This is a genomic window from Pseudomonas sp. Z3-8 (assembly GCF_051131975.1).
Classification (GTDB): domain Bacteria; phylum Pseudomonadota; class Gammaproteobacteria; order Pseudomonadales; family Pseudomonadaceae; genus Aquipseudomonas.
In genome coordinates this window covers 5,647,119-5,671,760 of the sequence record NZ_CP071643.1, presented here as the reverse complement: position 1 = coordinate 5,671,760, position 24,642 = coordinate 5,647,119, and the positions used below count along the sequence as shown (strand labels likewise).

Sequence of the window (24,642 nt, the reverse complement as noted above, 5' to 3'; positions counted from 1 at the left end):
CGCTTTCGCGAGCAGGCTCGCTCCCACATTTGTTTTTATGAGTCCTGGAAGACTTGTATGGACATGTCTAACGCCGCCGCATCGGTTTCAGCCCGTCAGCGGTGTCACCTCTTTTGTTTCTGTTTGCCGCTCGCGCCCCTATAATGGCTGCCTTTTTCGCCCAATGATTTTGCGGAGCTGGTGATGGCCGAACGTAAGGCGTCTGTCGAGCGCGACACTCTGGAAACCCAGATCAAAGCCTCGATCAACCTGGATGGCACCGGAAAGGCCCGGTTTGATATCGGCGTGCCTTTTCTTGAGCACATGCTCGACCAGATCGCCCGTCACGGGCTGATCGACCTGGACATCGTCAGCAAGGGCGACCTGCATATCGACGACCATCACACCGTCGAAGATGTCGGTATCACGCTGGGCCAGGCTTTCACCAAAGCCATCGGCGACAAGAAGGGCATCCGTCGCTACGGCCATGCCTACGTGCCGCTCGATGAAGCGCTGTCGCGCGTGGTCATCGATTTTTCCGGCCGCCCTGGCCTGCAGATGCATGTGCCGTACACCCGCGCCACCGTCGGCGGCTTCGACGTCGACCTGTTCCAGGAGTTCTTCCAGGGCTTCGTCAACCACGCCAACGTGACCCTGCACATTGACAACCTGCGTGGGCACAACACCCACCACCAGATCGAAACCGTGTTCAAGGCGTTCGGCCGCGCGCTGCGCATGGCTGTCGAGCTCGATGACCGCATGGCCGGCCAGATGCCTTCCACCAAAGGCGTCCTGTAATGCAGACGGTTGCGGTTATCGATTACGGCATGGGCAACCTGCACTCGGTGGCCAAGGCCCTCGAGCACGTAGGCGCCGGCAAGGTATTGATCACCAGCGATGCCGACGTGATTCGCGAAGCCGACCGGGTGGTGTTTCCCGGTGTCGGCGCGATTCGCGACTGCATGGCCGAGATTCGGCGCCTGGGCTTCGACAAGCTGGTGCACGAAGTCAGCCAGGATCGCCCGTTCCTCGGCATCTGCGTGGGCATGCAGGCGTTGCTCGATCGCAGTGAAGAGAACGACGGGGTCGATTGCATCTCGCTGTTCCCGGGCCAGGTCAAGTTCTTTGGCAAGGACCTGCATGAAGACGGCGAGCACTTGAAAGTGCCGCACATGGGCTGGAACGAAGTGCGGCAAACGGTGGACCACCCGCTGTGGCACGATATTCCGGACCTCGCGCGTTTCTACTTCGTGCACAGCTACTACATCGCCGCCGGCAATGCCCGGCAGGTGGTGGGCAGCGGGCATTATGGTGTCGATTTCTCCGCGGCCCTGGCCGATGGCTCGCGCTTCGCCGTGCAGTTTCACCCGGAGAAGAGCCATACCCATGGCCTGCAACTGCTGCAGAACTTCGCGGCGTGGGACGGGCGCTGGTAATGGCCCGCAAGAAACCGCCGATCCTCACCCTCACGCCAGAGCAGGAAAGTGAGGCGAACCGCAAGATCCAGCGGTTCATGGAGGAGCGTTTCGAGCTGGACCTTGGCTCGTTCGAAGCGGCGGAAATTCTTGATCTGTTTACCCGCGAAATTGCTCCGCACTATTACAACAGGGCGATTTTCGATGTGCAGGCGCACCTTAAGGAAAGGTTCGAAAGCATCGAAAGCGACTTGTGGGCACTCGAAAAAAGCAGTTGAAAGCTTCAAGCTTCAAGCTGCAAGAGAGAAACATACACGCATGCTTGCAGCTTGTGGCTCGCAGCTTGTGGCTCTTTTGACGAAGGAAAAAGCATGCTGATTATCCCCGCTATCGATCTCAAGGACGGCGCTTGTGTCCGTCTGCGCCAGGGCCGCATGGAAGACTCCACGGTGTTTTCCGACGACCCGGTGAGCATGGCCGCCAAGTGGGTGGAGGGCGGTTGCCGTCGCCTGCATCTGGTTGACCTGAACGGTGCGTTCGAAGGCCAGCCGGTCAACGGTGAAGTGGTCACGGCCATCGCCAAACGGTACCCGAACCTGCCGATCCAGATCGGTGGCGGCATTCGTTCGCTGGAGACCATCGAGCACTACGTCAAGGCCGGCGTAAGCTACGTGATCATCGGCACCAAGGCCGTCAAGGAGCCCGAATTCGTCGCCGAAGCCTGCCGTGCCTTTCCGGGCAAGGTCATCGTTGGCCTCGACGCCAAGGACGGGTTTGTCGCCACCGACGGCTGGGCTGAAGTGAGTACCGTGCAAGTGATCGACCTGGCCAAGCGTTTCGAAGCCGACGGCGTGTCCGCCATCGTCTACACCGACATTGCCAAGGACGGCATGATGCAGGGCTGCAACGTTCCGTTCACCGCTGCCCTGGCCGCCGCCACGAAGATCCCGGTGATCGCCTCCGGCGGCATCCACAACCTGGGCGACATCAAGGCACTGCTCGACGCCAGGGCGCCGGGCATCATCGGTGCAATCACAGGCCGCGCGATTTATGAGGGCACGCTGGATGTTGCCGAGGCTCAACAATTTTGTGATGGCTACGCGGCCAGCTCCAAGCTGTAAGCCGCGAGCTGCAAGCTAAAGCACGACCGCGATCTGCTTGGCTTGCAGCTTATAACTTGAAGCTTGCAACTCTTAATCGGAGATTAAGCCCATGGCGCTGGCCAAACGCATCATCCCTTGCCTGGACGTGGATAACGGCCGGGTGGTCAAGGGCGTCAAGTTCGAGAACATCCGTGACGCTGGCGACCCGGTGGAAATCGCCCGTCGTTATGACGAGCAGGGTGCGGACGAGATTACTTTCCTGGATATCACGGCCAGCGTCGACGGCCGCGATACCACGCTGCACACTGTCGAGCGCATGGCCAGCCAGGTGTTCATCCCGCTGACCGTGGGCGGTGGCGTGCGCAGCGTTCAGGACATCCGCAACCTGCTCAATGCCGGCGCGGACAAGGTGTCCATCAACACCGCGGCGGTGTTCAACCCGGAATTCGTTGGCGAGGCGGCCGAGCATTTCGGCTCGCAGTGCATCGTCGTGGCGATCGACGCGAAGAAGGTCTCCCGCCCGGGCGAAACCCCGCGCTGGGAAATCTTCACCCATGGCGGGCGCAAGCCGACCGGGCTGGACGCCGTTGAGTGGGCAAAAAAGATGGAAGGCCTGGGCGCCGGAGAAATCCTGCTGACCAGCATGGACCAGGACGGCATGAAGAACGGCTTCGATCTCGGCGTCACCCGTGCCATCAGCGATGCCTTGGGCATTCCGGTGATTGCTTCCGGTGGTGTAGGCAACCTGCAGCACTTGGCCGATGGCATTCTGGAAGGCCACGCCAGCGCGGTATTGGCGGCGAGCATTTTCCACTTTGGCGAATACACCGTGCCGGAAGCCAAGGCCTACATGGCCCAGCGCGGTATCTGCGTCAGATAAGCCGAGAGTCCGGCAGGCGAGCCGAGGGCGAATCAGGGCGAGTCCTGGATATCCTTGAGCGGGGTAGGGTTCAGGATGTCCATTCTTGGCTCGGATGCTTGTCTGGATATGTCATAGGCAATGGTGCAGAGCTTTCCAGGCAAATCCGAATTTTCCAGCCACGCGTATATGTATTCGCTAGTGCTGTAATCGGTTTTGTCTGAACAGTCAGTCGTCCCTGTCGGGCCGAACTTGTAGGCGTAGGTTCGATGTGGCAGTTCATTCGCAGTTGTCGACACTTGCACGCCTGTAGTGAAACTCAGCTCAGGCTGAGCTGTTGGAGCGTTGTCCAGAATTTCGACTGGAAGGGACAGCACGTTGTTGATGAGCCCCTCTGAGGGTCGTTGATCAGCGGAGTCGACACCCAGGATGCACAGGAAGTACATGCCCACCTGGTCGCCTATCTCTGTGTTTATGAAAGCATCCTGCGCACTTATTACTCCGCTGTACTCTGGCGGCTTTTCGCAATCCATTGCGGTTCGAACGGTTTTATGACGGTAGAACGGCGTGTTGATCGAGAAGTGGTAGTTCCAGGTCGGGATCTCTGCAGTGCCGTCGTCTTTTTTCCCAATTCTTAGGTATCTTTGCGGGCTGTCCGCTCCGGCGCTGACGGAAAAGACCGGATAGAGCGGGCAAGACGAAGTCGCGTTTTGAATGAGGAGGCCCCCTACAAAGCAGCGGCTGAGAAAGCCCGTAGGATTCCCATAAATATCGTCCGGTATGGCTTTATAGCTGTCGCCAACTGGAGTGCAAGGAGCGTGCTGCTCGCAGGGGTGGGCTTGGACGGTCAGGTTGCCAGTGCCTATCACGCCGATGATCTTATTGGTACGGCGGTCCAGTAGCGGGCTGCCGGAGCCACCACCTTTCATATCCTTGCAGCGGGTCATCAGCGTCTTACGCCAGACCCAGCGTGCCTCCACGATCTCCTGGGCCGGTTGCAAGGTACAGGCAGCCAGCCGCAGCGTGATCTGATCATGGATTGGCGCGCCTACGATCAGGACATCCATCCCGTCGACGGGGCGCTCAGTGGCCAAGCCCAATGGCTGTATCCCGTCCTTGAGCAAGGTTTGCAGGCTGACGTCCAGTTCAATGATTGCCATGTCTACGCCCTGGATGCTTCTCCACGCGATTTTTTTCATCGGGTAAGTCAGGTAGGGGGCGGTATCGGCGAAGTAGTTGAACTGCATGAGGCCGAGGATTGGCTTGTTGGTAACGATGTTTGCGTTGGTCAGCTCGGTGCAATGTCCCGAGGTCAACACGTAGGCGGGCGTGGGCATTGTCCCGGAAGGGTCATGGGTATCGAGAAGTGTCGCAGTACAATCCCCGTTCATCGTAGAGAAGCGTCCAATACCCTGCCAATGGTCATGTGAGCCATCTTTGTTGTTCAGGATTTTTGAGGCGGCGAAGTTCTGAACCCCTTCGCCATAGTCTTTTCCTTGCGCAACGCTTAGTGCGCTGGACAGGCAAAGCAAACCGCTCAGTAACAAGTAGATCGTTTTCATGAGTTATGCCTTTGATTAATGGGAACCGGTCTTGACCCGGTCTCGCTAATTAATCAGCCATCGGCGTGATGGATGGCGGTAACTAATTACCTCAGCCAGTGTTGCGTTTGCGCGCATCCTGTCTGGTTAGGTATTCGAGTGAAACGACAGTGGACATGCCGACAGGCCCAAGGCACTCTGGAATGCGCCATGGATCCGGGTAATCAGATATGTTCAAACGTGTTCTTGTTGTTTTCACCAGCACTTTCCTGCTGTTCATGAGCGTGGCGCAGGCCGGGGACAGCCGCGATGCCGGTCTGGTATTGCTGACGGAGAACTTTCCGCCCTACAACATGGCGAAGAACGGCAAGAACTTCGCCCAGGACGAAAACATCCATGGCATTGCGGTGGACATCGTCCGCGAGATATTCAAACGCGCCGATATTTCCTACAGCCTGACGCTGCGTTTTCCCTGGGAACGAATCTACAAGCTTGCCTTGGAAAAACCCGGTTATGGGGTGTTTGTAACGGCTCGGCTGCCTGAGCGCGAAAAGCTCTTCAAATGGGTTGGCCCCATCGGCCCGGACGATTGGATCATGCTCGCCAAGGCCGACAGCAAGATTGCCCTCGACTCGTTGGAGCAGGCACGTCAGTACAGGATTGGCGCCTACAAGGGCGATGCAATTGCCGAAACATTGGCCAAACAGGGGCTCAAGCCCATTGTCGTGTTGCGCGATCAGGACAACGCCAGGAAACTCGTCAACGGCCAGATAGACCTATGGGCCACCGGCGACCCGGCAGGGCGTTATCTGGCGCGTCAGGAGGGGGTGAGCGATCTCAAGACCGTACTGCGATTCAACAGTGCCGAGCTCTACCTGGCCTTGAACAAGGACGTGCCAGACGAGGTAGTGGCCCGGCTGCAAAAGGCTCTGGATGAGCTGCGCAAGGAAGGCGAAGTGGACGCGATCATGGCGCGCTATCTCTGAGACGCCAAGCCTAACGATAAACCCCATCCTTCCCGTGCCCGGCCATCGCTCGGTTGCTGCGCAGGCTGATCATCGACTTGATGTCGATCCACTCGATGCCCTGGGCCTTGAGGTTGGGCAGTTCGCGCTCGAGCACGGCGAGGGTCTGCGGATAGGGATGGCCGATCATCACGGCCGAGCCCTGCCGCCGAGCCAGATCGATGGCGACCTGAAGCTGGCCGGCGATAGCCGCTTCGGTGCGCTCGTCATCAAGAAATACATCCCGCGACACGCTGGCGAGGCCGATCTTTTGTGCTTCGGCAGCGGCGACCGTCTGCGCGCTGGTGCGGCTGTCGACGAAAAACTTGTGACGCTGTTGCAGATTCGCCATCAGCCATGCCATCGCCTGGGGTTGCGCGGTCATGCGGCTGCCCATGTGGTTGTTGATACCGCTGGTGTAGGGCACCGCGGCAAACGCGGCGTCCAGGCGCTTGCCCAATTCTTCGATGGACAGTTCCGGATGCCAGGCGAACGGCCCGGTGGCCGGATCCATGGGCATGTGCAGCATGACGAGTTTGCCGGCGCGATGAGCCTCGCGGGCGATTTCGGCGGCGTGGGGAGTGTCGGGCATGATGGCCGCGGTGACCGGACCGGACAGGGCCAGGACACGGCGATCCCGGGGCAGATTCTGCCCCAGGTCATCGATGATCAGGCTCAGGTAAGCCTTCTGCGGCGGGGATTGTATGGCGGGAGCCGCGTTGACGGCTCCCGCCAGCAGGCACAGCAGGACGAAAATGAAACGCAGGCCCATCTCAGCGGCCGGACGTGATGTTCAACCCTTTGAGCAGGCTCAAGGCCTGGACCAACTGATAGTCGTCATCCTGCGGCATCGGCTTGGCCTTGGCGCCGGAGCCGGTCGGTTTGTCCGCGCCGCCGTTGCCATTGCCCAAGTGACCCTGCAGGTCGGCTTCCTTGAAGTACTCGCTGTCCGCCTCGCTGGTGATCTTGGCCTTGCGCACCTCGATGTCCGGGACAATGCCCTGGGCCTGGATGGAGCGGCCGTTGGGCGTGAAGTACAGCGCGGTGGTGATCTTCAGGGCGCGGTCGTTGTTCAGCGGCAACACGGTCTGCACCGAGCCCTTGCCGAAACTGGTGGTGCCCATGACAACGCCACGTTTCTGGTCTTGCAGAGCACCGGCGACAATCTCCGACGCCGAAGCGCTGCCGCCATTGATCAGCACGACCAGTGGCACGGCTTCGCTGAGGTCGTTGCCGGTGGCCGAGAAGCGCAATTCGGAATTGGCGATGCGGCCCTTGGTGTAGACGATCAGGCCCTTGGTGATGAAATGGTCCACCACTTCCACGGCCGATTGCAGGACGCCGCCGGGGTTGTTGCGCAAGTCCAGGACCAGGCCGTTGAGTTTCTTGCCGTTGTCCTTGCGCATCTTGGCCAGGGCCTTGGCGACTTCCTCGCCGGTCTTGACCTGGAACTGGGTGATGCGGATGTAGCCGTAGCCGGACTCCAGCAATTGGCTCTTCACGCTCTTGACCTGGATGACCGCCCGGGTCAGGGTCACGTCGAATGGCGTGCCGCCGTCGCGCACCAGGGTCAGGGTGATTTTTTCGCCGATCTTGCCGCGCATCTTGTCCACGGCTTCGGTCATGCTCTGGCCGCGGGTCGGCTGGCCGTTGATCTTGACGATGAAGTCACCGGCCTGGATGCCAGCCTTGGAGGCGGGCGTATCGTCGATCGGCGAGACCACCTTGACGAAACCGTCTTCGCTGCCGACCTCGATGCCCAGGCCGCCGAATTCTCCGCTGGTGCTTTCCTGCAACTCGGCAAAATCCTCAGGGCCCAGGTAGGCCGAATGCGGGTCAAGGTTGCTGAGCATGCCTTTGATGGCGTTCTCCAGCAGCATCTTGTCGTCCACCGGTTCCACGTACGCGGCTTTGATCCGGTCCATGACTTCGGCAAAGGTGCGCAGTTCATCCAACGGCAGCGGGGCCTTGGTGGTGGCGGCCGTAGCGGCGGTCGACGCCGGCGCGGGTTGCGCGGCGAAAGCCAGGGGCGCGCCGATCACGAGGGCGATCGTCAGGGCCAGCGAGGTGAGGCGGGACAAATGCAGCATGTCGAACGAACTCCTGAGTTGGATGGGCGCGCTTATCCTTGCGCACGACACCATTGTGCCGGGTCACTGGGGCGACCCTGCTGGCGAATAGCAAAATACAGTGCTGGCGTGTCCTGCCCGCCACTGTTGCCGACCGTGGAGATGGACTCGCCGGCCTTGACCACATCACCCGCCGATTTGAGCAGCGTCTGGTTGTGGCCGTAAAGGCTCAGGTATCCGTTGCCGTGATCGAGGATCACCAGCAGGCCGGCACCGCGCAGCCAGTCGGCAAACACCACGCGCCCGCCATGTACGGCGTGCACCTGGCTGCCGGCGGAAGCGCTGATCATCACGCCGTCCCACTTGGTGCGGGTATCGTCGCCACGGGTTTCACCGAAGCGTGCAAGTAATCGACCATTGACCGGCCATGGAAGTTTGCCCCGGGCTGAAGCAAAAGCGCCGCCGAAGGTTTCGCCATCGCTGGAAACCACTGCGCCGGGGCTGGATTTAGCCGGCTTGCGCGGGGCTTCGCCGGCATCGGCGTCGGCCTGGGCTTCACGCAAACGCTTTTTTTCGGCTTCCTGCTGGGCGATCAGCGCTTTCTGCCGCGCTTCTTCCGCCTCCCGAGCCTGGCGAGCCAGGGTTTCCTCGATGGTTTTCAAGACATTTGCCAGTTCGGCCTGGTCCTGTTCGCGGGCCTTGAGTTTGCTGTCGCGAGCCTTCACGTCGTCATTGAGCTTGGCCAGGGCCACCTGGCGCTCCTTGCGAACCTTCTCGAGTTCTTCACGCTGGGTGTCGAGGCTGCTTTTCTGCACGAGCAACTGGGCTTGCTGCAGCTCGATGTCTTTCTCGACATTGGCCAGCTGGCGCAGGGTTTCATTGAAGCTCTTGAGCTGCTCCAGGCGGGCCTGGCTCAGGTAGTCGTAATAGGTGAGGGTGCGGGCGAATTTCTCGGGATTCTGCTGGTTGAGCAGCAGTTTGAGGTATTCCTGGCGGCCGTTCTGGTAGGCCGCCCGAGCCTGGATGGCGATCAGCTTTTGCTGTTCAGTGCGCGCGCTCTGGAGTTTTTTTTTCTCTCCATCGAGGCGCTGCAACTCGGATTCGCTTTTCTTCAGCTCTTTCTGCAGGGCGTCGACCTGCTTCTCCAGCTTGCCCATCTCGGTTTCGGTGCCGCGCAGGTCTTTCTGCACGCTGGATTTTTCTTCCTGCAACTTGTTCAGCAGCTTCTTCAGCTCGGCAATGTCCTGGCGCGTGGCTTCCAACTGTTGTTGGGTTTGCGCGCGCTCGTCCGCGAAGGCCGGTTGGAGCAGGCAGGTCAGAGCAAGGGCTATCAGGACGCGGAGCATAGAGGCGGGTGGCACCAGGGAAAGGGACGGCCTAGTATGCCCGCCCCACGCTGCAAAAAAAACGCCCATTTGGGGCTGTGTGATAACTGGCCGAAAAAACACCAGAAAGCCATGTGGGAGCGAGCTTGCTCGCGATAGCGGTGTATCAGCCAACATCAAGGTCGACTGATCCGGCGCCATCGCGAGCAAGCTCGCTCCCACAGGAGATGCGTGTTGGGTCAGACCAGGATCGACGTCCCGGTCATCTCCGCCGGCTGTTCCATGCCCAGCAGCATCAGCATGGTCGGTGCGACGTCGGCCAATACGCCGCCGTCGCGGACCTTGAAGTCACGCTTGCCGACATAAATGAATGGCACCGGCTCAGTGGTGTGGGCCGTATGGGCCTGGCCGGTGGACTCGTCGGACATTTGCTCGACGTTGCCGTGGTCGGCGGTGATCAGCGCTTCGCCGCCGACTTTTTCCAGCGCCTCGACGATGCGGCCGACGCAGGTGTCCAGGCATTCAACCGCCTTGACCGCTGCGTCGAACACGCCGCTGTGACCGACCATGTCACCGTTGGCGTAGTTGACCACGATCACGTCGTAACGCTGGTTCTCGATGGCGTCGACGATGCGGTCGGTCACTTCCGGCGCGCTCATTTCCGGTTGCAGATCGTAGGTGGCTACCTTCGGCGACGGGATCAGGATGCGCTCTTCGCCCGGGAAGGGCTCTTCGCGGCCGCCGGAGAAGAAGAACGTCACATGGGCGTACTTCTCGGTTTCCGCGATGCGCAGCTGGGTCTTGCCGTTTTTCGCCAGGTAGTCACCCAGCACGTTTTCCAGGCTGCCGGCGGCGAAGGCCGATGGCGCGGGAATGCTGGCGGCGTATTGGGTCAGCATCACGAAACCGGCCAGCTTCGGCTGGCGGGTGCGCGCGAATTCCTTGAAATCGTCTTCGACGAATACGCGAGTCAGTTCGCGGGCACGGTCGGCGCGGAAATTCATGAACACCACGGCGTCGCCGTCTTCGACTTTTACCGGCTCGCCGATGGTTGTGGCCTTGACGAACTCGTCGCTTTCACCACGTTCGTAGGCAGCTTGCAGGCCTTCTTGCGCGGTGGCGGCGTGGAATTCGGCATTGCCGTCGACGATCAGGTTGTAGGCCTGGGCGACGCGGTCCCAGCGGTTGTCACGGTCCATGGCGAAGTAACGGCCGATCAGGCTGGCGATCCGGCCCTTGCCGAGGGTCTTGAACGTGTCGTCCAGCAATTTGATCGACGATTCGGCGCTCTTCGGCGGCGTGTCGCGGCCATCCAGGAAGGCGTGAAGGTAGATGTTTTCAGCGCCGCGCCTGGCGGCCAGCTCGGCCATGGCGATCAGGTGGTCCTGATGGCTGTGCACGCCACCGTCGGACAGCAGGCCCATGAAGTGCACGGCCTTGCCGGCAGCCACGGCTTTATCCACGGCAGCGCAGATGGTCGGGTTTTCGAAAAATTCGCCGTCGCGGATCGATTTGGTTACGCGGGTGAAGTCCTGATACACCACGCGGCCGGCGCCGAGGTTCATGTGGCCGACTTCGGAGTTGCCCATCTGTCCATCGGGCAGGCCGACGTCCATGCCGCTGCCGGAGATCAAGCCGTTCGGCACGGTGGCCCACAGGCGATCCAGCACAGGCTTCCTGGCCGCGTAGACGGCGTTGGATTCGTGGCTGTCACTGTGACCGAAGCCGTCCAGAATCATCAGGACCAAAGGTTTAGGCGTGGTAGTCATGGAATCCACTCGTGGCTGGTTAAAAGAAGACGATGGAAAAGGGACGGGCAGTTTAAAGGTAAGTTCCGGTGCCGTCACCGCCGGGCGGGGTTTGGCCGGCCTTGCGTGCTGTGTATACTGGCCGACATTTTAACGCCCTGGAACCTCCTTCGATGGTTGCTCACCTGATTGAATTTGCCACTAACCACTACATTCTCGTCGGTATCTTCGTCGTACTGCTGGCGTTGCTGGTTGCCCACACGATGCAGGGCGGCGGACGCAGCCTGAGCACCGGTGAGCTGACCGCGCTGGTCAACAAGGACGCCGGCGTAGTGGTCGACATCCGTCCGACCAAGGATTACGCCGCCGGTCACATCGTCGGCGCGCTGAATATTCCTCAGGACAAACTGATCGCTCGTGTGGCCGAACTGGAAAAACACAAGGCCAAGACGCTGATCCTGGTCGACGCCCAAGGCCAGCAGGCCGGTACCCTTGCCCGCGAACTGATGAAGTCCGGCTTCACCGCCGCCAAACTGTCTGGTGGCGTTGCGAGCTGGAAAGCCGACAATCTGCCCCTGGTGAAGTGACATGCCCCACGTAGTTGTCTATTCCAGCGATTACTGCCCCTATTGCTCCCGAGCCAAGATGCTGCTCAAGAACAAGGGCGTAGCCTTCGAAGAGATCAAGGTCGACGGCAAGCCGCAACTGCGCGCCGAAATGACCCAGAAGGCCCGGCGTACCTCCGTGCCGCAGATCTGGATCGGCGACACCCACGTGGGCGGTTGCGACGACCTGTTCGCCCTGGAGCGCGCCGGCAAGCTCGACGCGCTGCTCAAGGCCTGAATTCCCAATTAATAGAACCTGAAAGTAAGAAGGATCTGCGATGACTGACCAACAGAACACAGCTGCCACTGAAGAAGAAGCCGCACCGCAATTCTCCTTGCAGCGCATTTACGTTCGCGACCTGTCCTTCGAAGCCCCGAAAAGCCCGGCGATCTTTCGCCAGCAGTGGGAGCCGAGCGTGGCCCTGGACTTGAACACCCGCCAGAAAGCCCTGGAAGAAGATTTCCACGAAGTGGTGCTGACGCTGTCGGTGACCGTGAAGAATGGCGACGAAGTCGCGTTCATCGCCGAAGTCCAGCAGGCCGGTATCTTCCTGATCAAGAATCTCGATGCCGCTTCGATGAGCCACACCCTGGGCGCGTTCTGCCCGAACATTCTGTTCCCGTACGCTCGCGAAACCCTGGACAGCCTGGTGACCCGCGGCTCGTTCCCGGCCCTGATGCTGGCCCCGGTGAACTTCGATGCCCTGTACGCGCAAGAGCTGCAGCGCATGCAACAAGAAGGCGGCGCGACCGTCCAGTAAGCGGCGCTTTCAGCCAGGCAAAAATCCTGTGGGAGCGAGCTTGCTCGCGATAGCGGTGTATCAGTCAACATCAAGGTCGACTGACCCAGTGCCATCGCGAGCAAGCTCGCTCCCACAGGTGTTTCTGGTTGACAGCAAGTGCTCAGGCGAAGCCGTTCTGCCGCCACGCCTCATAAACCGCCACCGCCACGGTGTTTGACAGGTTCAGGCTGCGGCAGCCCTCACGCATCGGCAAGCGCAAGCGTTGGTCCGCCGGTAGTGCTTCGAGCACTTCGGCCGGCAGGCCACGGCTTTCCGGGCCGAACAGGAATGCATCGCCGGCGACGAAGCTGGCGTCATGAAACGGCCGCGAGCCCTTGGTGGTGAAGGCGAACAGGCGCGGATGCCCCAGGCTTTCCAGGCAACTGGCCAAGTCGGCGTGCCGCTGCAAGGTGGCATACTCGTGGTAGTCGAGGCCGGCGCGGCGCAGGCGCTTGTCGTCCATTTCGAAGCCCAGCGGTTCGATCAGGTGCAGGTGGCAGCCGCTGTTGGCGCACAGCCTGATGACGTTGCCGGTATTGGGTGGTATTTCCGGTTGAAAAAGGATGACGTGAAACATGCACGGCTCCGCAAATAAAGATGAGCGGCATTCTACGCCGCAAACCGATCGACGTTCGAAGCTATTGCCTCGGGTGATGGGCTCTCTGGCGATCGTCGGCATGATGGTCGGGCTGATGATCGGCCGCCTGACGACGCCCGATCCGAGCGAGCTGCAACAGGTCGAGGTCACCCAGGGAGGGTTGGTGGCCTGGTTCAACAACGAACCGGAGCTCCATGGGGAAATCATCGACGGCACTGTGGCGCTGTTGTTTCAGGCGCAAGGTCGGCCGCAGAAAGGCCAGCTCAAGCTCAACGGCAAGGACGTGAATTGGCGGGTGCGGTTGAGTGACAAGGGGCTGTTGCTGACTTTGGTGGCGGCGCGTCCGTTGCGAGGGGAGTGGACCGGCAGCGAGGTCGATGACCGCTGGCGGCTGGAGATCCGTCTCCAGGAGCAATAAAAGAGGGAATCCCCGGCCTGCCTGTACCAAGGTCCCCAAAACGGGAGGGCTTGCCGTGAAGGCGCAGCCCGGGTGTAAAGAAGGGAAACCTTGACCTGCCTGTATCAAGGCCCCCAAAACAGTGGGCTCGATGAGCCCGGTGTAAAAGAGGGGAATCCCCGGCCTGCCTGTACCAAGGTCCCCGAAACTGGGTAGTGATTGGGTTATTGCAGGGGGCGTGCCAGTTTTAAATGGCTTGTCACAAAAAACTGCTGAAGATGCGAAAAGCCCCGTATTACGGGGCTTTTGCTTTTGCGGCGGCTGGTTTTTTCGAAGCGGTTCGATGGGTTCGGGCCTGTGGTGCATGAGCAATTGCGGTTCGCCGTGCATTGAAGCGGTGCACAAAGATATTAAAAGCATCGCGAGCAAGCTCGCTCCCACAGGGTTCAGTGGTGTTCACGCGCTCGCGAACACTGAAAATCCATTGTGGGAGCGAGCTTGCTCGCGATTGGCCTTCAAATTCAGCGAAGGGGTTAAAGGCTGATCAGCCCTCATCCCCCTCATCATCATCCCCACCATCAACCTTCATCCCCAATTCCTTGATCTTGCGGGTCAAGGTATTGCGGCCCCAGCCCAGCAGCACGGCGGCGTCGCGGCGGCGGCCGGCGGTGTGCTTGAGGGCCGTTTCGATCATGATGCGCTCGAAGGCCGGGACGGCGCTGTCGAGCAGGCTCGATTGACCGCGGGCCAGGGCCTGGTCGGCCCATTGGCGCAGGGCCTGTTCCCAGTTGGTCACCGGCGCCGAATCCTGTGGCAGGCTCAACAGTTCCGGTGGCAAGTCGCTGATGTGCACTTCGCGACCCGACGCCATCACCGTGATCCAGCGGCAGGTGTTCTCCAGCTGGCGCACGTTGCCGGGCCACGGCAGGTTCTTGAGGTATTCCTCGGTCTCGCTCTTGAGCAGCTTGGGCTCCACCGCCAGCTCCTGGGCCGCACGGCCGAGGAAGTGCCGGGCCAGGGTCGGGATGTCCTCGCGACGGTCCGCCAGGCGCGGGATGTGGATGCGAATCACGTTCAGGCGATGGAACAGGTCTTCGCGGAACTTGCCGGCGTGGACCAGGGTTTCCAGGTTCTGGTGGGTCGCGGCGATGATCCGGACATCGACCTTGACCGGCGTATGCCCGCCGACTCGATAGAACTCGCCGTCGGCCAGTACCCGCAGCAGCCGGGTCTGGGTGTCAGCCGGCATGTCGCCGATTTCATCCAGGAACAACGTACCGCCATCGGCTTGTTCGAAGCGGCCCCGGCGCAGGTTGGCCGCGCCGGTGAACGCGCCTTTTTCATGGCCGAACAGCTCGGACTCCATCAGGTCCTTGGGAATCGCCGCCATGTTCAGCGCAATGAACGGCGACGCCGCACGCGGGCTGTGGCGGTGCAGGGCGTGGGCAACCAATTCCTTGCCGGTACCCGATTCACCGTTGATCAGCACGGTGATGTTGGAATGGCTCAGTCGACCGATGGCGCGAAACACTTCCTGCATCGCCGGCGCTTCGCCGATGATTTCCGGGGTGCGGGCCAGGGCCGGGACTTCCTCCAGGCCTTGTTGCTCCTGGGCGTGCTGGTTGGCGCGCTTGACCAGGGACACGGCTTCGTCGACGTCGAACGGCTTGGGCAGGTATTCGAACGCACCGCCCTGGTAAGACGCGACGGCGCTGTCCAGGTCGGAATGAGCGGTCATGATGATCACTGGCAGCCGCGGATGTTGCTCGCGAATCCGCGCCAGCAAGTCCAGGCCACTGGCGCCGGGCATGCGGATATCTGAAATGATGACGTCCGGCTGCTGACGGGCCAGGCGGCTCATCACCCCGTCGGCGCTGTCGAAGCTCTGGGTGGTCATGCCTTCCTGTTGCAAGGCTTTTTCCAGGACCCAGCGGATAGAACGGTCGTCATCGACGATCCACACGGTTTCACTACGGCTCATGTCGATGTGGCTCCTTGTTCCAGTGGCAGGAAGATCGAGAAAGTGGTGTGGCCGGGGTGGCTCTCACATTCGATCAAGCCCTGATGCTGACTGATGATGTTCTGGGTGATGGACAGGCCGAGCCCGGTACCGTCCGGGCGGCCGCTGACCATGGGGAAGAAGATGGTTTCCTGCAGTTCCGCAGGGATGCCCGGGCCGTTGTCGATGATTTCGATCTTGGTCACGAGGCGATGGCGCACATGACCGATGGTGAACTGGCGCATGGCGCGGGTGCGCAGGCTGATGCGACCCATGCGCAGCTCGTTCTGGCTGCTGATGGCCTGCATGGCGTTGCGCACGATGTTCAGCACCGCCTGGATCATCTGCTCGCGGTCGATCAGCACGTCGGGAATGCTCGGGTCGTAGTCGCGCACCAGGGTGATGCAACCCTGGCTCTCCGCCTCCACCAGGCTGCTGACGCGCTCCAGTACTTCATGAACGTTACACAGCGCCAGTGAGGGCAGCTTGTTCGAGCCAAGCATGCGGTCCACCAGGTTTCGCAGACGATCGGCTTCTTCGATGATGACGTTGGTGTAGTCCTTGAGGCTTTCTTCCGGCAGTTCCCTGGCGAGCAACTGCGCCGCGCCACGAATGCCACCCAGGGGATTCTTGATCTCATGGGCCAGGCCGCGCACCAGCATCTTGCTGGTTTCCTGCTTGGACAATTGCGCCTCCTCCTTGGTGATGCGCAGCAGGCGATCACGGGGATGGACTTCCAGAAGCAGGAGGGTGGCATTGTTGTTGAGGATCGGCGTTACCGCGTAGTCGACCGTCAGGGTCTGGCCGGTCAGGGCGGTGAGCATCGCTTCGCGCTTGGTGAACGGGTGTGCCTGTTCGACGGCCTGGCGCAGGGAGTTCAGCGCTTCGGCGGATTCGGTAAACAGTTCGCTGATGAACTGCCCATGGCTGCGCTGGCCGCTGACGGCCAGGAGCATCTCTGCCGCCGGGTTCATGTACTCCAGACGCAGTTCGGCGTCGAGCAGGATGGTCGCGGTGGTGAGATTGTCGAGCAGCAAACGGTGTAGTGCGTCGCTAATGGTCATCAGGACCTCTTTTAAAGCGTAGCGATCAAGGGCAAGCCCCCAAATCGCGCGCGCGATTCATGCGCTGATACCAGCAAAATGCAAAAACCAAACCAAGGCTCCGAAAAGAAGCGTTTCAGGCGTCAAATAGCCTTTTCTCGCCCATCTGTGTGGCGTTCTGCCAGTTTTCGCGGGTAGTTTCGAACCAAAATGGGTTGGAATCTGGGTAGAGGTGCAGAGCTGTGCACTGATATGGTGCGCCATTCTGAATGGCATTAGAAGAAGGGCAGGATGCTGCTTTTTTCCTCCTCGGGCTTGTCCGCCAGGGGGCATTCGGGGCGCTGGCCGTAGTCGGCGATAGCACAGGGTTTGACGCGGCGCTTTTGCGCCAGGGACATGCGCTGCATGTGGAAGGGCTGGTTGGCGGTGCGCTCGACGATTCGCGCTTGCTCGTCGAGGATCTCCACCGCCAGGTGATGGGTGCCGCGATCAATGTTCTTCAGCGCAAACACTGGGCTGGGTCCCGGCTCGCCAGTGGGCTTGCCGTCCAGCAGCAGGCGGTAGCGGTGACCTTTCTGCAAACCGGGCTCACTGGTGGCGGTGACGATCAGTTCCCCCGCGGTACTGCGTATCGTCGCATCTGGCTCGGGGATCAGCAGCCGGAGCATCTCATATCGGAACAAGGGCTCGGCGGGTGGCTTTTCGGCGGTCGTCGTCGGCGCAGTCCCGGAGGGCGTGGCCGGCATCCGGTTGCCGGGCGGTAGCGGCACTTTCTTCGCGTTGCCGGGGCGTGGCTGGTCGGTGAAGACGCGATTGCCCTGGGCGTCGATGTAGGTGTAGACCTGCGCCAGGCTCGGTAGCGCCACCAGCAGCAGGCCGAGGGCGAGCAGCCAGCGGATCATGGCAGGTGAATCCGCTGGACAGTGAAGGTAACGGTTTCGCTTTGTTGCACGAGACGTTCCCCGTTGATGACCTGGACTGCCAGGCTGTGTTCGCCGCGGTCGATGTTCACCAGTTGCAGGCGCGGCACGTTACTCGGCTGCCCGTACGGCTGGCCGTCCAGCAATAGCCTGAACAGATGCGGGCCTTGCAGGCGCGGCTGCGCCCGGACGCCAACGGTGAAGGTGCCGTTATTGGCGCGCAGGGCTTCCTCGGTGGGGATGTCGGTCAGTTCCAGGATGTCATAGGCGTTACGCGGCGCGTCGCTGCCTTGCGCGGCCGCAGGTGCTTCGCGGCTGGCCGGTGTCTGGGATTCCACGCTGTTGAGCGGCGGCAATTCCACGGGCTGGGCCGGTACGCCGTCGGGCGGCTGATTGCTGTAGGCGGTGTTGCCGTCGGCGTCGGTGTATTTGTAGATCTGCGCGGTAGCAGGCAATACCAACAGCGATAAGAGGATGATTGAAAAAACACGACCCATGGAAAATCGACCGAAAACGAAAGGTGATGGGTGCAGCATAGGCCAGGGCGGATGGTTGGCCCAAGTTGTTGTGCTGCTCCCACAGGGGATTTGCTGTGAGCACACATCTTGAGCCTGATGCAAAACCATTGTGGGAGCGAGCTTGCTCGCGATGGCGGTGTGTCAGGCAGTGAGGTGTTGGATAGCTTGGCCTCATCGCGAGCAAGCTCGCTCCCACAGGGGGAAGGGGGGCTCAGGATTTCGGGGAGATACACAGTCCGCCGGTTGCTCGGATCAAGGCAAGCCTGCGTATTGGGTGTTGTTTGTTGTGGTGGGTGGCGCGAGCCAGCCATTGCGGGCACTGCGGGTCGGTGCGGTAGGGGGCGAAGTCGGCCAGTTGCTGCAACAGACGTTTCTGCAGTCGATCGAGTTTGGGGCGGATCTCGCCCACCAGGTCCGGGCGTGGCAGGTCCGGGGCCTTGCCGTCCAGGGCCCAGTCGGACAGGTTGATGTATTGCACCAGTTTGTTGGCTTCAATCTGGGCGGCGAAAAACGCTTCCACGGTTTCACCGGTCAGTTTGTAGGCCGGCGCCTGGGCGACGGCGGCGGCAATGACTTCACGCTCGCGCTGGCGATCCTCCACCGGTTTGCCGCTGTCCCATTTGCTCAACGCCACCTGATCGGCAATGGCCAGGCGTTCACCGATGGCGTTCAGCAGCGGAGTAAGGGCGTCGGGGGCGTTGCCCGCTTCGGCGCTGGTGGCCAGCAGTGCGGCGGACAGGGCAAGGCAGAGCTTGAGGCGCGGAGTCATGGGCAGTCTCGTCTTTATGGAGGAGCGACGAGGCATCATGCCTGTAACCGGTGCCCATGAAAAAGGCCTCCCGAAGGAGGCCTCTTTTATTTCACGCCGTACGTGACGGCGCTACCGGATCAGCAGCTGTAGTACAGCTCATATTCCAGTGGGTGTACGAAGGTGCGAACCTTGATCTCTTCTTCGCTTTTCAGCGCGATGTAAGCGTCGATGAAGTCATCGCTGAATACGCCGCCCTTGGTCAGGAACGCACGGCCCTTGTCCAGCTCTTCCAGGGCTTCTTTCAGGCTACCGCAAACCTGTGGGATTTCCTTGGCCTCTTCAGGCGGCAGGTCATACAGGTTCTTGTCGGCGGCATCGCCAGGGTGGATCTTGTTCTGGATACCGTCCAGGCCGGCCATCATCAGTGCTGCGAAGGCCAGGTATGGGTTGGCAGCCGGATCCGGGAAGCGCGCTTCGATACGACGGGCTTTAGGGCTGTTCACGTAAGGAATACGGATCGAGGCGGAACGGTTGCGAGCCGAGTAGGCCAGCATGACCGGTGCTTCGAAGCCTGGAACCAGACGCTTGTAAGAGTTGGTCGACGGGTTGGTGAAGCCGTTCAGGGCCTTACCGTGCTTGATGATGCCGCCGATGAAGTACAGGGCGGTGTCCGACAGACCGGCATAACCTTCGCCAGCGAAGGTGTTCTTGCCGTCCTTGGAGATCGACATGTGCACGTGCATGCCCGAACCGTTGTCGCCGTACAGAGGCTTCGGCATGAAGGTCGCGGTGCGGCCGTAGGCGTCGGCAACGTTGTGCACGCAGTACTTCAGGGTCTGGACTTCGTCAGCCTTCTTGACCAGCGTGTTGAACTTCACGCCGATTTCGTTCTGGCCGGCAGTCGCCACTTCGTGGTGGTGAACTTCGACGGTCTGGCCCATTTCTTCCAGCGCGTTGCACATGGAAGTACGGATTTCGTGGTCGAAATCGAACGGCGGAACCGGGAAGTAGCCGCCTTTGACGCCTGGACGGTGGCCTTTGTTGCCGCCTTCCACGTCCTGGTCGGACATCCAAGAACCCTGTTCGGAGAAGATCTTGAACATGGAACCGGAGATGTCGGATTTGAACTTGACCGAGTCGAAGATGAAGAATTCAGGCTCAGGACCGAAGAAAGCGGTGTCGCCGATACCGGTGGACTTCAGGTATTCCTCGGCGCGGTGGGCGATGGCGCGCGGGTCGCGGTCATAGCCTTGCATGGTCGAAGGTTCGATGATGTCGCAAACCAGGATCAGGGTCGGCTCTTCGGTGAACGGATCGAGGACCGCGGTTTCGTCGTCCGGCATCAGGATCATGTCGGAGGCTTCGATGCCTTTCCAGCCGGAGATGGAGGAACCGTCGAACATCTTGCCGATTTCAAAGAATTCGTCGTCCAGCGCATCACGGGCCGGCATGGTCACGTGATGTTGAGTGCCCTTGGTGTCAGTGAAGCGCAGATCAATCCACTTGACGTCATGATCTTTGATGAGTTGAACCGACTTCGACATATGTCCTCCGGGTGGCTTCGGGCGGTAATGGTGTGCCCTTAGATATGGGTGATGCCGGCGCGAATACTCTGCCAAGGCAACCTGCCTCACAAGGGAGCAATTTGCATGCCAGTGCCCCAGCATGGGTTTTTTGCACCAAATCCTCGCTTTTGAAAGGGGCCGGACGCGGATTGTCGGACAATTGCGCACCGCAATGTGGCGTCCTTTGTTGATTGTGACCTGTTTTGGTGCGGCCAAAACCAAATGCAGATTAACTGGTTAAACCTTGAGCAATTTCCGCTATAATCCGCGCCCCCCTTTTTCGGCTGGCCGTTCGCGCGCTGTTTTCATGAAACTAATCGTAAAAGTCTTCCCCGAGATCACCATCAAGAGCCGCCCGGTACGGATGCGTTTCATCCGCCAGCTGGCCAAGAACATCCGTGCCGTGCTCCGTGACCTGGACCCGGCCGTGGTGGTGAATGGCGTGTGGGACAACCTCGAACTGGAAACCCGCGTCAGCGAACCCAAGGCCTTGAAGGAAATGACCGAGCGCCTGAGCTGCATGCCGGGCATCGCGCATTTCCTTCAGGTCGACGAATATCCGCTGGGGGACTTCGACGATATCCTCGCCAAGTGCATGCTCCATTATGGTGACGCCCTGGCCGGCAAGATCTTCTCGGTACGCTGCAAGCGCGCCGGCAAGCATCCGTTCAGCTCGATGGACGTCGAACGTTATGTCGGCAGCCAGTTGCGCCGGCAGTGCGGCGCGGCCGGTATTTCCCTGAAAGACCCTGAAGTTGAAGTGCGCATCGAGATTCGCGACCAGCGGTTGTTCGTGATCCACAGCCAGCACGACAGCATCGGCGGTTATCCGCTGGGTTCGCTGGAGCAGACGCTGGTATTGATGTCCGGTGGATTCGACTCCACCGTCGCCGCTTACCAGATCATGCGTCGCGGCTTGATGAGCCATTTCTGCTTCTTCAACCTCGGCGGGCGCGCCCACGAACTGGGCGTCATGGAAGTGGCGCACTTCATCTGGAAGAAGTACGGCAGCTCCCAGCGCGTGTTATTTGTGAGCGTGCCGTTCGAGGAAGTCCTGGGCGAGATTCTCGGCAAAGTCGATAACAGTCATATGGGCGTCATTTTGAAGCGTATGATGTTGCGTGCCGCGACGAGCATCGCCGACCGCCTGCACATCGACGCGCTGGTCACCGGCGAGGCGATTTCCCAGGTTTCGAGCCAGACGCTGCCGAACCTGTCGGTGATCGACTGTGTGACCGAAAAACTCGTGCTGCGGCCACTGATCGCCAGCCACAAGCAGGACATCATCGACACGGCCACGGAGATCGGCACCGCCGATTTTGCCCGGCACATGCCGGAGTACTGCGGGGTCATCTCGGTCAATCCGAAGACGGCGGCCAAGCGCGGGCGCGTGGAGCACGAAGAGAAAGAATTCGACATGGCGGTCCTCGAGCGCGCGATCGAGAACGCCAGGCTGGTACCGATCGATCGGGTCATCGACGAATTGGGCCAGGACATTCAGATTGAAGAAGTCGGCGAAGCGCTGGCCGGTCAGATCATCATCGACATCCGTCACCCGGACGATGCTGAAGACGACCCGCTGAGCGTCGCCGGCGTCGAGGTACAAACGATGCCGTTCTATGCAGTGAACGCGCGTTTCAAGGAACTGGACCCTACTCGCCAGTACCTGCTGTATTGCGACAAAGGCGTGATGAGTCGCCTGCATGCCCATCATTTGCTCAGTGAGGGGCATGCCAATGTGCGCGTTTATCGACCGAGCTAAGTGCCCGGGGCTGTTTGCCTGTGGCCTGCGTCACCGGCCCCCCGACGCCGCCGACACGCTGTAACTGTCGGACTCTACTGTAAATCGCTGCCACGACCTGTCAGCACACCGAATCCTCTGATCGAGATACACAAGTGATCGAAAATCTACGCAACATCGCCATCATTGCTCACGTTGACCATGGTAAGACCACCCTGGTAGACAAACTCTTGCGTCAATCCGGCACCCTGGAGCGCAACGAGCTCAACGACGAGCGCGTGATGGACTCCAACGACCAGGAAAAAGAGCGCGGTATTACCATCCTGGCGAAAAACACCGCCATCAACTGGAACGGCTACCACATCAACATCGTGGACACCCCGGGCCACGCCGACTTCGGTGGTGAAGTAGAGCGTGTGATGTCGATGGTCGACTCCGTGCTGCTGCTGGTCGATGCCCAGGACGGCCCTATGCCGCAAACCCGTTTCGTGACCAAGAAGGCCTTCGAAGCCGGCCTGCGTCCGATCGTGTGCATCAACAAGGTTGACCGTCCAGGCGCGCGTCCGGACTGGGTTCTGGACCAGATCTTCGACCTGTTCGACAACCTGGGCGCCACCGAAGAACAGCTGGACTTCAAAGTCGTCTACGCCTCGGCCCTGAACGGTATTGCCGGTCTGGACCACACCGAAATGGCTGACGACATGACCCCGCTGTACCAGTCGATCGTCGACAACGTACCCGCGCCGAAAGTCGACCGTGACGGCCCGTTCCAGATGCAGATCTCGGCACTGGACTACAACAGCTTCCTGGGTGTGATCGGTGTTGGCCGTATCGCTCGTGGTCGCGTCAAGCCGAACACCCCGGTCGTGGCTATCGGTGCCGACGGCAAGAAGCGCAACGGTCGTATCCTCAAGCTGATGGGTCACCACGGTCTGCACCGTGTAGACGTTGAAGAAGCAGCTGCCGGCGACATCGTCTGCATCAGCGGCATGGACTCGCTGTTCATCTCCGACACCCTGTGCCACCCGGACACCGTTGAAGCGATGAAGCCGTTGACCGTCGACGAGCCAACCGTTTCCATGACCTTCCAGGTAAACGACTCGCCATTCTGCGGTAAAGAAGGCAAGTTCGTGACTTCCCGTAACATCAAGGAACGTCTGGACAAAGAGCTGCTCTACAACGTTGCACTGCGCGTTGAAGAAGGCGACTCGGCTGACAAGTTCAAGGTCTCGGGCCGTGGCGAACTGCATCTCTCGGTTCTGATCGAAACCATGCGTCGCGAAGGCTTCGAAATGGCTGTAGGCCGTCCGGAAGTGATCATCCGTCTGGTTGACGGCGTGAAGCACGAACCGTTCGAAAACGTCACCATCGACCTGCCGGAAGAATCCCAGGGCAAGGTGATGGAAGAGATGGGCCTGCGTAAGGGCGACCTGACCAACATGGTGCCGGATGGCAAGGGCCGTGTACGTCTGGAATACAACATCCCTGCTCGTGGTCTGATCGGTTTCCGTAACCAGTTCCTGACCCTGACCAACGGTGCTGGCATCCTGACTTCGATCTTCGACCGTTACGACGTGATGAAGTCCGGCGACATGTCCGGCCGTCAGAACGGTGTTCTGGTTTCGGTTGAAACCGGCAAGGCACTGACCTACTCCCTGGAAACCCTCCAGGCGCGTGGCAAGCTGTTCGTTGAACACGGCCAGGAAATCTACGGTGGCCAGATCGTTGGTCTGAACAGCCGTGACAACGACCTGGGCGTGAACCCTACCAAGGGCAAGAAGCTCGACAACATGCGTGCTTCGGGTAAAGACGAAACCATCGCACTGGTTCCACCTGTTCGCTTCACCCTGGAACAGGCTCTGGAATTCATCCAGGACGACGAGCTGTGTGAAGTGACGCCTAAGTCGATCCGCCTGCGCAAGAAGATCCTGGACGAAAGCGAGCGTACCCGCGCCGCCAAGAAAGCCAAGAACTGATTTAGCCCAGGCTGAATGAAAAACGCCCCCGGTTGTAAGACCGGGGGCGTTTTTTTGTGCCTGGAAATTGTGCAGTGCCTGTTGGGGCCTCATCGCGAGCAAGCTCGCTCCCACAGTGGATTTATGTCGGGCACAAAATATGTATCCGCTGAAAATCAACTGTGGGAGCGAGCTTGCTCGCGATGGCGACGGTTCAGGCGCCGCTAAACCATCAGTCGATCAAAATCGATCCAGCGTCCGCGGATTACGCTCGCGCTCCACTTCCTTGGGCTTGTAGGCGCAATACCCCGGCCGTGGCCCGACCCGTGGATGATTGCGGCAGGTGTCCGGGCGCTTTTCGTAAATGGTGCACAGCCGGCTCTTGCGATCCAGATACAGACAATCGTTGTTGCTCATGCGCTGGAGCGTGAAGATTTCCGATTTCTGGTTGTAGCGTTCGACGATCCCTTCCTTTTGCAGGCGCTTGGCGATGTTTTTCGGCGGGTCGCCCAGCTCGAACTCATCGACGATGCCGATGCGGATCAGGTCCTTGATCTTGACCTCCACCGGCAGCGTGCAGCAGCTCGACACGCAGGAACCGCACATCGGGGCGGAATACTTCGCCCAGGTATCGAGTCGGTCGATCTCCGCGGCGGCGATCAGGTTGGGCTTCATCATCACGGTTTACCAGCATGCATCAGGGCGCGCGATCATACCGGGACTGG

At 60.3% G+C, this 24,642-nt stretch carries 25 protein-coding genes; 12 read left to right on the top strand and 13 right to left on the bottom strand.

Features of this window, described 5'->3' with window-relative positions; genetic code table 11:
• Positions 1–183 precede the first annotated feature (183 nt).
• The 5 genes from hisB (at position 184) to hisF (ending at position 3,377) form a co-directional block, all read left to right on the top strand.
• On the top strand, positions 184–777 hold the full coding sequence (gene hisB, locus J3P94_RS25745; protein WP_003186751.1) for an imidazoleglycerol-phosphate dehydratase HisB: 594 nt from the start codon (positions 184–186) through the stop codon (positions 775–777).
• Positions 777–1,415: an imidazole glycerol phosphate synthase subunit HisH gene (gene hisH, locus J3P94_RS25740; protein WP_434570250.1), complete on the top strand. Its 639-nt coding sequence runs from the start codon at positions 777–779 to the stop codon at positions 1,413–1,415. Before hisB ends, hisH begins: the two co-directional genes overlap by 1 nt.
• On the top strand, positions 1,415–1,672 hold the full coding sequence (locus tag J3P94_RS25735; RefSeq protein WP_215007663.1) for a DUF2164 domain-containing protein: 258 nt from the start codon (positions 1,415–1,417) through the stop codon (positions 1,670–1,672). The genes hisH and J3P94_RS25735 overlap by 1 nt, the downstream gene beginning before the upstream one ends.
• A 93-nt stretch (positions 1,673–1,765) precedes the next feature.
• Positions 1,766–2,515, top strand: a complete 750-nt coding sequence (hisA, locus tag J3P94_RS25730) for a 1-(5-phosphoribosyl)-5-[(5-phosphoribosylamino)methylideneamino]imidazole-4-carboxamide isomerase (RefSeq protein ID WP_434570248.1) — start codon at positions 1,766–1,768, stop codon at positions 2,513–2,515.
• Between the two features lie 91 nt (positions 2,516–2,606).
• The gene (hisF, locus tag J3P94_RS25725; RefSeq protein WP_434570246.1) at positions 2,607–3,377 is read left to right on the top strand and encodes an imidazole glycerol phosphate synthase subunit HisF; all 771 of its coding nucleotides are present in this window, start codon (positions 2,607–2,609) and stop codon (positions 3,375–3,377) included.
• Positions 3,378–3,409: 32 nt separating this feature from the next.
• Here the strand turns inward: hisF and J3P94_RS25720 are convergent, their stop codons facing one another.
• Positions 3,410–4,918 carry a trypsin-like serine peptidase gene (locus J3P94_RS25720; protein ID WP_434570244.1) on the bottom strand — a complete coding sequence of 503 codons (1,509 nt, stop codon included), beginning with the start codon at positions 4,916–4,918 and terminating at the stop codon, positions 3,410–3,412.
• A 257-nt stretch (positions 4,919–5,175) separates the two neighbouring features.
• Between J3P94_RS25720 and J3P94_RS25715 the strand changes: the two genes are divergently transcribed.
• Positions 5,176–5,883 (top strand): substrate-binding periplasmic protein, encoded by a 708-nt coding sequence (locus J3P94_RS25715; RefSeq protein WP_434574307.1) that lies wholly within the window; start codon positions 5,176–5,178, stop codon positions 5,881–5,883.
• Between the two features lie 10 nt (positions 5,884–5,893).
• Here J3P94_RS25715 and J3P94_RS25710 read toward each other — a convergent pair whose 3' ends face one another.
• From J3P94_RS25710 to gpmI, 4 genes are all read right to left on the bottom strand, one after another.
• Positions 5,894–6,673, bottom strand: a complete 780-nt coding sequence (locus tag J3P94_RS25710) for a divergent polysaccharide deacetylase family protein (RefSeq protein WP_434570242.1) — start codon at positions 6,671–6,673, stop codon at positions 5,894–5,896.
• Between the two features lies 1 nt (position 6,674).
• Positions 6,675–7,991 carry a S41 family peptidase gene (locus tag J3P94_RS25705; protein WP_434570240.1) on the bottom strand — a complete coding sequence of 439 codons (1,317 nt, stop codon included), beginning with the start codon at positions 7,989–7,991 and terminating at the stop codon, positions 6,675–6,677.
• A 32-nt stretch (positions 7,992–8,023) separates the two neighbouring features.
• On the bottom strand, positions 8,024–9,316 hold the full coding sequence (locus J3P94_RS25700; RefSeq protein WP_305497433.1) for a murein hydrolase activator EnvC family protein: 1,293 nt from the start codon (positions 9,314–9,316) through the stop codon (positions 8,024–8,026).
• A gap of 218 nt (positions 9,317–9,534) precedes the next feature.
• Entirely contained in the window at positions 9,535–11,064 is a 1,530-nt protein-coding gene (gene gpmI / locus J3P94_RS25695) for a 2,3-bisphosphoglycerate-independent phosphoglycerate mutase (protein ID WP_434570238.1), read from the bottom strand.
• A 152-nt stretch (positions 11,065–11,216) separates the two neighbouring features.
• Here gpmI and J3P94_RS25690 point away from each other — a divergent pair, with 152 nt between their 5' ends.
• The 3 genes from J3P94_RS25690 to secB are packed head-to-tail and all read left to right on the top strand — an operon-like array spanning position 11,217 to position 12,409.
• Positions 11,217–11,630, top strand: a complete 414-nt coding sequence (locus J3P94_RS25690; RefSeq protein WP_305497431.1) for a rhodanese-like domain-containing protein — start codon at positions 11,217–11,219, stop codon at positions 11,628–11,630.
• A gap of 1 nt (position 11,631) precedes the next feature.
• Positions 11,632–11,886, top strand: coding sequence for a glutaredoxin 3 (gene grxC, locus J3P94_RS25685; protein WP_305497430.1), 255 nt, complete (start codon positions 11,632–11,634; stop codon positions 11,884–11,886).
• Between the two features lie 40 nt (positions 11,887–11,926).
• Positions 11,927–12,409 carry a protein-export chaperone SecB gene (gene secB / locus J3P94_RS25680; RefSeq protein WP_305497429.1) on the top strand — a complete coding sequence of 161 codons (483 nt, stop codon included), beginning with the start codon at positions 11,927–11,929 and terminating at the stop codon, positions 12,407–12,409.
• Positions 12,410–12,551: 142 nt separating this feature from the next.
• Here secB and trmL read toward each other — a convergent pair whose 3' ends face one another.
• Positions 12,552–13,007 carry a tRNA (uridine(34)/cytosine(34)/5-carboxymethylaminomethyluridine(34)-2'-O)-methyltransferase TrmL gene (trmL, locus tag J3P94_RS25675; RefSeq protein WP_322834992.1) on the bottom strand — a complete coding sequence of 152 codons (456 nt, stop codon included), beginning with the start codon at positions 13,005–13,007 and terminating at the stop codon, positions 12,552–12,554.
• On the opposite strand from trmL, the gene J3P94_RS25670 reads away from it, so the two are divergent.
• Positions 13,006–13,446: a hypothetical protein gene (locus tag J3P94_RS25670; protein ID WP_434570235.1), complete on the top strand. Its 441-nt coding sequence runs from the start codon at positions 13,006–13,008 to the stop codon at positions 13,444–13,446. The two genes, trmL and J3P94_RS25670, sit on opposite strands and share 2 nt — an antisense overlap.
• 523 nt (positions 13,447–13,969) lie before the next feature.
• On the opposite strand, the gene ntrC is transcribed toward J3P94_RS25670, so the two are convergent.
• From ntrC to glnA, 6 genes are all read right to left on the bottom strand, one after another.
• On the bottom strand, positions 13,970–15,406 hold the full coding sequence (gene ntrC / locus J3P94_RS25665) for a nitrogen regulation protein NR(I) (RefSeq protein WP_186613250.1): 1,437 nt from the start codon (positions 15,404–15,406) through the stop codon (positions 13,970–13,972).
• Positions 15,403–16,488 (bottom strand): nitrogen regulation protein NR(II), encoded by a 1,086-nt coding sequence (glnL, locus tag J3P94_RS25660; RefSeq protein WP_434570233.1) that lies wholly within the window; start codon positions 16,486–16,488, stop codon positions 15,403–15,405. Before glnL ends, ntrC begins: the two co-directional genes overlap by 4 nt.
• 254 nt (positions 16,489–16,742) lie before the next feature.
• Entirely contained in the window at positions 16,743–17,369 is a 627-nt protein-coding gene (locus J3P94_RS25655) for a DUF4124 domain-containing protein (RefSeq protein WP_434570232.1), read from the bottom strand.
• Entirely contained in the window at positions 17,366–17,884 is a 519-nt protein-coding gene (locus tag J3P94_RS25650; RefSeq protein ID WP_434570230.1) for a DUF4124 domain-containing protein, read from the bottom strand. The genes J3P94_RS25655 and J3P94_RS25650 overlap by 4 nt, the downstream gene beginning before the upstream one ends.
• Before the next feature lie 232 nt (positions 17,885–18,116).
• Entirely contained in the window at positions 18,117–18,674 is a 558-nt protein-coding gene (locus tag J3P94_RS25645; RefSeq protein ID WP_434570228.1) for a chorismate mutase, read from the bottom strand.
• Positions 18,675–18,793: 119 nt separating this feature from the next.
• Entirely contained in the window at positions 18,794–20,200 is a 1,407-nt protein-coding gene (gene glnA, locus J3P94_RS25640) for a type I glutamate--ammonia ligase (RefSeq protein ID WP_186638815.1), read from the bottom strand.
• A gap of 328 nt (positions 20,201–20,528) precedes the next feature.
• On the opposite strand from glnA, the gene thiI reads away from it, so the two are divergent.
• Both thiI and typA read left to right on the top strand, forming a co-directional pair.
• Positions 20,529–21,983 (top strand): tRNA uracil 4-sulfurtransferase ThiI, encoded by a 1,455-nt coding sequence (thiI, locus tag J3P94_RS25635; protein WP_305497422.1) that lies wholly within the window; start codon positions 20,529–20,531, stop codon positions 21,981–21,983.
• A gap of 134 nt (positions 21,984–22,117) precedes the next feature.
• Positions 22,118–23,938: a translational GTPase TypA gene (gene typA, locus J3P94_RS25630; RefSeq protein ID WP_305497421.1), complete on the top strand. Its 1,821-nt coding sequence runs from the start codon at positions 22,118–22,120 to the stop codon at positions 23,936–23,938.
• Positions 23,939–24,157: 219 nt separating this feature from the next.
• Here typA and J3P94_RS25625 read toward each other — a convergent pair whose 3' ends face one another.
• The gene (locus tag J3P94_RS25625) at positions 24,158–24,595 is read right to left on the bottom strand and encodes a YkgJ family cysteine cluster protein (RefSeq protein WP_024778075.1); all 438 of its coding nucleotides are present in this window, start codon (positions 24,593–24,595) and stop codon (positions 24,158–24,160) included.
• Positions 24,596–24,642 lie beyond the last annotated feature (47 nt).

Excerpts from the sequence above, each read along its gene's own strand:
- hisB (WP_003186751.1), top strand. The coding sequence starts at position 184 with ATGGCCGAACGTAAGGCGTCTGTCGAGCGCGACACTCTGGAAACCCAG.
- hisH (WP_434570250.1), top strand. The coding sequence starts at position 777 with ATGCAGACGGTTGCGGTTATCGATTACGGCATGGGCAACCTGCACTCG.
- J3P94_RS25735 (WP_215007663.1), top strand. The coding sequence starts at position 1,415 with ATGGCCCGCAAGAAACCGCCGATCCTCACCCTCACGCCAGAGCAGGAA.
- hisA (WP_434570248.1), top strand. The coding sequence starts at position 1,766 with ATGCTGATTATCCCCGCTATCGATCTCAAGGACGGCGCTTGTGTCCGT.
- hisF (WP_434570246.1), top strand. The coding sequence starts at position 2,607 with ATGGCGCTGGCCAAACGCATCATCCCTTGCCTGGACGTGGATAACGGC.
- J3P94_RS25720 (WP_434570244.1), bottom strand. The coding sequence starts at position 4,918 with ATGAAAACGATCTACTTGTTACTGAGCGGTTTGCTTTGCCTGTCCAGC.
- J3P94_RS25715 (WP_434574307.1), top strand. The coding sequence starts at position 5,176 with ATGAGCGTGGCGCAGGCCGGGGACAGCCGCGATGCCGGTCTGGTATTG.
- J3P94_RS25710 (WP_434570242.1), bottom strand. The coding sequence starts at position 6,673 with ATGGGCCTGCGTTTCATTTTCGTCCTGCTGTGCCTGCTGGCGGGAGCC.
- J3P94_RS25705 (WP_434570240.1), bottom strand. The coding sequence starts at position 7,991 with ATGCTGCATTTGTCCCGCCTCACCTCGCTGGCCCTGACGATCGCCCTC.
- J3P94_RS25700 (WP_305497433.1), bottom strand. The coding sequence starts at position 9,316 with ATGCTCCGCGTCCTGATAGCCCTTGCTCTGACCTGCCTGCTCCAACCG.
- gpmI (WP_434570238.1), bottom strand. The coding sequence starts at position 11,064 with ATGACTACCACGCCTAAACCTTTGGTCCTGATGATTCTGGACGGCTTC.
- J3P94_RS25690 (WP_305497431.1), top strand. The coding sequence starts at position 11,217 with ATGGTTGCTCACCTGATTGAATTTGCCACTAACCACTACATTCTCGTC.
- grxC (WP_305497430.1), top strand. The coding sequence starts at position 11,632 with ATGCCCCACGTAGTTGTCTATTCCAGCGATTACTGCCCCTATTGCTCC.
- secB (WP_305497429.1), top strand. The coding sequence starts at position 11,927 with ATGACTGACCAACAGAACACAGCTGCCACTGAAGAAGAAGCCGCACCG.
- J3P94_RS25670 (WP_434570235.1), top strand. The coding sequence starts at position 13,006 with ATGCACGGCTCCGCAAATAAAGATGAGCGGCATTCTACGCCGCAAACC.
- trmL (WP_322834992.1), bottom strand. The coding sequence starts at position 13,007 with ATGTTTCACGTCATCCTTTTTCAACCGGAAATACCACCCAATACCGGC.
- ntrC (WP_186613250.1), bottom strand. The coding sequence starts at position 15,406 with ATGAGCCGTAGTGAAACCGTGTGGATCGTCGATGACGACCGTTCTATC.
- glnL (WP_434570233.1), bottom strand. The coding sequence starts at position 16,488 with ATGACCATTAGCGACGCACTACACCGTTTGCTGCTCGACAATCTCACC.
- J3P94_RS25655 (WP_434570232.1), bottom strand. The coding sequence starts at position 17,369 with ATGATCCGCTGGCTGCTCGCCCTCGGCCTGCTGCTGGTGGCGCTACCG.
- J3P94_RS25650 (WP_434570230.1), bottom strand. The coding sequence starts at position 17,884 with ATGGGTCGTGTTTTTTCAATCATCCTCTTATCGCTGTTGGTATTGCCT.
- J3P94_RS25645 (WP_434570228.1), bottom strand. The coding sequence starts at position 18,674 with ATGACTCCGCGCCTCAAGCTCTGCCTTGCCCTGTCCGCCGCACTGCTG.
- glnA (WP_186638815.1), bottom strand. The coding sequence starts at position 20,200 with ATGTCGAAGTCGGTTCAACTCATCAAAGATCATGACGTCAAGTGGATT.
- thiI (WP_305497422.1), top strand. The coding sequence starts at position 20,529 with ATGAAACTAATCGTAAAAGTCTTCCCCGAGATCACCATCAAGAGCCGC.
- J3P94_RS25625 (WP_024778075.1), bottom strand. The coding sequence starts at position 24,595 with ATGATGAAGCCCAACCTGATCGCCGCCGCGGAGATCGACCGACTCGAT.